Origin of the sequence: Microcoleus sp. Pol11C3 (genome assembly GCF_036701485.1) — a bacterium.
GTDB lineage: Bacteria > Cyanobacteriota > Cyanobacteriia > Cyanobacteriales > Microcoleaceae > Microcoleus.
On the sequence record NZ_JAUBQW010000225.1, the window covers coordinates 1 to 5,495 of the forward strand.

Consider the following 5,495-nt stretch of genomic DNA (forward strand, 5'->3'; position numbering starts at 1 on the left):
TTCATGGTTTTATTGTCACAATCAAGTATTGCATATAATTGTATCATAGTCTTGATAATGATTTAGGATTGCTATAGCAACCGGTTCAGCCAAAGAAAGTGGCTCAGCCGCCGGGCCTAAAGCAGCTTGAGTCCCTGCTGGCACGTAAATACCATCGCAATCCCAATCATCATCTGTAATCTCACCGGCTGCTAGGAAATAAAGTTGCGTCGGCGATTTTTTCGGCTTATTCGCATAAACTGCCAGCGTTTGCCCGGTTTCATTACGACACTGAGCCCGCTTTTTAGCAGTTTCGATCACATACTTCTGCATTTGCAATTCGCCCAACCGCTGTTGGTACTGTTCCGGCGTATAACCGGCAGTGGAAGGATCGCTCTGAGCTGATAAAAGTTGATTCAATTCCTGTGTCACTTCCGCATAGTCAGCCCCCTTTGTGAAATCCTTGCCGGCCCAAGAAGGCTGAGCTACAGCTAAGTTTACGAAAAGCACTAAAGCCACCAGAATTATTTTGAAAAACTTGCTCATTTTTGTTGTCCTTTGTGTAAAAAATCAGAGTTTGTTCTTAGAAAACCCCTCCACTTTGCTGAAATTATAAATTATTTTCCAACTTCAGCAAAGTGGAGGAAACTTGAACCCTAGTTCACCTCAAATTTTTCGATTTTAGGTGCAGTCTCTAACGATTGATAATTGTCTTTAAGCAATATCAGCAGCCACAAGCAACTGATAGCTAAAGTAACTACCGTTAAATCGCGATTCTCTAGAGTATGGCTATCGAGCAAGATCAGCGTACCCAGACCCATTAGAACGAAGGGAACAAGGGAATTACCGTAGCGGACAAGTAGGGTCGCGATCGCGCTCATGCGAGTTAGTTGATAGGCTACATAACACCAGACACCCACTAGCAAGAAAAAGACGCTCAGAATCACTAGCAGGCTATCCCAAGTGCAGTTGGCAAACAACGGGACATAAATCCCCACATTATCACCTCCATTAGCAAATGTCACCGCAGCTACGCTATAAGTTTGTGGGGATAAAAGACTAGCAAAGATAGTGGATTGAGGCGCATCTGTAGCTGTATTTTCATCATCTGCCTCTGTATCTCGATTTAGCAGGCGGCTGACTCCAATGGCAATTGGTACTAACCCCAACATCCCCACCCAAGGGCGCGGCACCATCATACAGCCAAAGAAGCTAGGAAGACTAAGCAGCACCAGTGCTGCGAACCCAAGATATTGTCCTGTAACAATGTGTTGCCGTCGAAAAACAGCATTGACTTGGGAGAAAAACAGCAGCAAGATGACGATATCATCTAAATTTGTGGCGGTGAAAGCTGTAAGACCTGTGGAAATAGCGGTAATGGATGGGTTCATATCTAACTGCCTAAATTGTGATTCTAGTATGGCTGGAATAGTGCCGCAGATTAATTGATGTTGAGGTGTTTTTGGTTAAAATGTTACTGAACAGATTGGCTATAGTGACGCTCTCATTCACTGATTAGTAACGTCTATTGTCACAGCTTGAAATAGCTAAATGCGGATACCGAATGTGTTGATGGCTTTTGAGTTGGAAGTAAAATTGGCATCAAATTTGCATATTTTGATGAGTCAATTTTAGAGTTAAATACTTGGGGAAGTAGTATAGAAACATCAGGCTTCTGCTTCTGATCGGAAACAGACGGCTTAGCTGCTTCATTACCTTCGGTAATTGGCTTAACGGCGGCTGGCATCACCATCACTTTGATGGGACTGACAGATGGTTGTTGCTGATTGAGCTTTTCCATTAAGTCAGGAATGTCCTGGCTTAATCGATCGAGCTTTTCGTGCAGTAGTACCACATCGTGAGCGGCTTTGAGATTAACTCGATGATTGTAGAGATTTTGTTCGCGTTCGGCATCCGACTGGCGGTTTTGACTCATTAACACAATGGGTGCAGTGTAAGCAGAGGCAAAGGAGAATACTAAGTTGAGGAGGATGAAGGGCTGCTGATCCCAGTGAGGAATGCCCGGTGTCAGGTTCGCGCCCACCCACCCGGCGAGGACTACTGTCTGTCCAATCAAAAAGGGCCACGAACCCACTTTCGCTGCTAGGGTATCTGCTAAATGCTGTCCGCGAGTTAAGGCTTTTTCCTCTGGTTTTTGAGGCGTAACCTGTAAAGGCATTTGATGGCTGGCGGTTTTCATTTTTGCATTAACGCTTTTGGATAGAGTGGATTTCATGGCAAACCTCACGGGTGAATGTCTAGTTGAAGCTGAGTGGTTAATGTTTGGTGGCGTTTTTCTTTGATGCCTTTACTTTAGTCAAGCTCTACTCATAAGAGCAAATGTTCTTTTTTATCAAATCAATCACTTCAAGTTATAGACTTGTTGGGAAATAGGAGAGAATAGGAAGAACGAGACAGGGTGAGGGGAAGGCTCAACATCCAACGTATACGCTCACCTTGACCGATTTGTAGGGGCGATGACGGAATTAAACCAGAAAGCCTTTGATGCCCTTTTGTGGTGCCTTGAGCGCCGTGTATGACCGGGCGCTTGTTCCAGCAACGCCGTCAGGGTGCCAGGAGAGGTGGAGGTAAAGCACGTTTACGCAGTTGGGGACTTGGGGAAAAATAAAGTCCCAGGCAAAATAGAGGAGAGGCAATGCACCATAGGCGATTGTCTCTCCTCTTTAGATCGCAAAAAAGCCAGAAGATGCTGAGTGATGCAATATGATGTACATCATTCCATCCAACTCCTTAGAGTTAGTCTGGGACAATAGAGTCATTTATAAAGTTGTATTTCCTTAAAGATTACGATTAGGAGGTTTTTTCAATGAAAAGGGAACATTTCGTAGGATCTAAAAAGGTGCTAGCAATTAGAAAATCGGATGTTAACAATTTGTCGAACTTGCTGGGTTCATCAGATGAATTTAGCTTAATCACAGACAATAGTAAATATTACCTAACTTCTTCGCGCTGGGAATCACTCTGCTGTATATTGGGAAGCTACTAAACCTCTTCGAGACATAAGTGCTGTTGCAAGGATTAAATTTACAGATTTTCCACTTCTTAAGCCTGATATGATCTACGAAGTTGACGAAGAAGGTAAGCGTCATGGGCAGCGCGCGCTTTCAGCCACAATTAACGTGGGTTCAAGTTGTTCTGTTTCTATACAACTAGAAGGCGGTCAAGATATAATCCCTATTTCAGAGTTTGAATCCTGGATGAAGCTGGCAGAAGAAGACGAGATAGTTAAAAATGTTTTCAGACAAATTACGGACTTTGAACATAACTGGATTAATCTTTACAAAGTTTATGAAATTGTCAAGAAAGATGCTGGTAGAAAAAATAAGATTGATAGGATTGAACAGTGGATAACTAAAAAGAAGATTAGCCACTTCACGCATACTGCTAATAGTCAAAGCGCAATTGGTGATGATGCACGGCATGGTGTCGATCAGAACGATCCACCCAAAGAACCTATGTCACTATCAGAAGCAGATGCTTTAATTATGACTCTGCTACAAAAATGGCTTCAGTGGAAGTGCGAACAACACAAGTAGAATAGTCAGGTACGACACAGATTCAGAAACGAAAGTCGGGATAAAGAGTGATTAATTATTTGTGTATCCGCAGCCAAATCTGTGCCGTACTTACATCACAACAAATCTTTCAACTTGTCATCTTCTGCTAACACCTTGATTACCTGTTTAATCTCCTGCGTCCTGTCCTTTTTCACAATCAAAGTTACGTTGCCATCTCTGACAACTACCACATCCTCTAAACCAATGGTGACAATTACTTCTTTCTCATCCGCTGCATAAAGAATGCTATCCTTGGTATCAATTCCGACGTGTTTTGCTAACTCGACATTTGGTTGGTCTCCTTGCAGCAAACGCCCGATCGCATTCCAATCTCCCAAATCGTCCCAGCTAAAGCCTACGGGCAGAACACAAGCCTTTTGCGTCTTCTCCATCAAAGCGTAATCGATGCTAATTTTCGGCAATTCGGAGTAAGCAGCGGCACCTTTCGCCTCCAAAGCTGCCATCATTTCCGGTACATGATTTCGCAATTCTGTCAAGACTGTTCCAACTCGAAATACAAAAATTCCGCCGTTCCAGCTAAACTTGCCGCTGGCTACAAATTCTTCCGCAGTTGTACGATCGGGCTTTTCCGTAAATCTCGCCACCCGATACGCCGGGAAACCCCCAAAACTGCCAATTTCCTCACCTTGTTCGATGTAGCCGTAGCCGGTGGAAGCATAACTCGGTTTTACTCCCAAAGTGGCGATCGCATCCTGATTTTTCGCCAACTCGGCCGCCGCCTCCAAAGTCTTGATAAACTCCTCCGGTTCCCCAATCCAGTGATCCGCCGGGAAAAAGCCCACTACCGCATCCTCACCGTAACGCTTGGCAGTTTCTATAGCAGTCCAGGCCACCGCCGGCGCAGTATCCCGACCCTCCGGTTCCGCCAGCAAATTCTCAGGAGGTAAAAGGGGCAACTGTTCCCGGACTCCCGCCGCCAACATTTCCGACGTTACCACCCACAAATCGTCCCAGCCGTTACCTAATGTTAATAGTCTTTCTGCTGTAGCTTGCAGCAAACTCTTGCCGCTACCGTCGAGACTCAAAAACTGTTTGGGGCGCTGCTTGCGACTCAGCGGCCAGAAACGTTCGCCTTTACCGCCGGCCAGAATCACAGGAATTAAGGTTCTACTCATTGTTTAATGTTTAAACTGTTCACGTTCATTTTGCCTTGATACCCGTAGGGACACGGCAATGCCGTGTCCTTACCCGTAGCTTAATTTTTAATTCTACCTTCTATCTTCCGCCTGTCACTTTGTCAATCCAATTAAGTAGGTCGGCGGGAAAATCCATAAGTATGTAACAAAATATTAAGTCGGGTGACTGGACTTGAATTTAATACGTTGTGTAGGGTAATCTCCTCTTTTTCCTCTAACTTCTACTCCATGAATTACGGCGTAGGCGAGTTCTAATTCATCCTCAAACATTTGTCCGGCTAATTCATCTTCTTTAATGTGTTGCCACTCCAATTCAATTGGGTTCATTTCGGAACAATATTTAGGCAAGAAAAAAATATATAAACCCTGAGCTTCCCACTTTGACCACAACTGTTTAACCTCCTGACATCGGTGTATTGGACCGTTGTCTTGTACAATAATTCTAATCCGTTTTATTTGGGCCACTTCTTCTGCTTCTTTCTCCATCATCTGAATATAAGCTTTTCGATCAACACCTCCAATTACCAAACCATATACAAAGCTACTTAAAGGTTCAAAAAGCCCCACAATACTTAATCTACGACCTCGATTTTTAGTTTGCTGTATCCGTTTTTGTTGACCTTTTTTGTAATATGTATAACTTGGTTTACTCCACGCACAAAATCCTGATTCATCTAAATATTTTAAGTCGATTTCTCCGGCTGCCGCTGCTAATTCCAGCATATCTAGGTCTGATTGCTTTATTTCTCGTTGTTTGGGGTCTTGTTTTCCTTTATGACTT

The 5,495-nt window shown here is 43.8% G+C and carries 6 protein-coding genes; 1 reads left to right on the forward strand and 5 read right to left on the reverse strand.

Going from position 1 to position 5,495, the window contains the following annotated elements; all coding sequences use genetic code 11:
• Window positions 1-21: 21 nt before the first annotated feature.
• The 3 genes from QUA40_RS27470 to QUA40_RS27480 all read right to left on the reverse strand — a co-directional run bounded on the left by QUA40_RS27470 (window position 22) and on the right by QUA40_RS27480 (window position 2,215).
• On the reverse strand, window positions 22-525 hold the full coding sequence (locus QUA40_RS27470) for a hypothetical protein (protein WP_333131696.1): 504 nt from the start codon (window positions 523-525) through the stop codon (window positions 22-24).
• Between the two features lie 110 nt (window positions 526-635).
• Window positions 636-1,370 (reverse strand): cadmium resistance transporter, encoded by a 735-nt coding sequence (locus QUA40_RS27475; RefSeq protein ID WP_333131698.1) that lies wholly within the window; start codon window positions 1,368-1,370, stop codon window positions 636-638.
• A gap of 140 nt (window positions 1,371-1,510) precedes the next feature.
• Entirely contained in the window at window positions 1,511-2,215 is a 705-nt protein-coding gene (locus tag QUA40_RS27480) for a DUF1003 domain-containing protein (RefSeq protein ID WP_333131700.1), read from the reverse strand.
• An 838-nt stretch (window positions 2,216-3,053) separates the two neighbouring features.
• Between QUA40_RS27480 and QUA40_RS27485 the strand changes: the two genes are divergently transcribed.
• The gene (locus QUA40_RS27485) at window positions 3,054-3,536 is read left to right on the forward strand and encodes a hypothetical protein (RefSeq protein ID WP_333131702.1); all 483 of its coding nucleotides are present in this window, start codon (window positions 3,054-3,056) and stop codon (window positions 3,534-3,536) included.
• Between the two features lie 95 nt (window positions 3,537-3,631).
• On the opposite strand, the gene QUA40_RS27490 is transcribed toward QUA40_RS27485, so the two are convergent.
• Both QUA40_RS27490 and QUA40_RS27495 read right to left on the reverse strand, forming a co-directional pair.
• On the reverse strand, window positions 3,632-4,693 hold the full coding sequence (locus QUA40_RS27490; RefSeq protein ID WP_333131704.1) for a mannose-1-phosphate guanylyltransferase: 1,062 nt from the start codon (window positions 4,691-4,693) through the stop codon (window positions 3,632-3,634).
• 174 nt (window positions 4,694-4,867) lie between these two features.
• Window positions 4,868-5,495: IS630 family transposase (locus QUA40_RS27495; RefSeq protein WP_333131706.1), on the reverse strand; the 628-nt coding region annotated here is incomplete at its 5' end.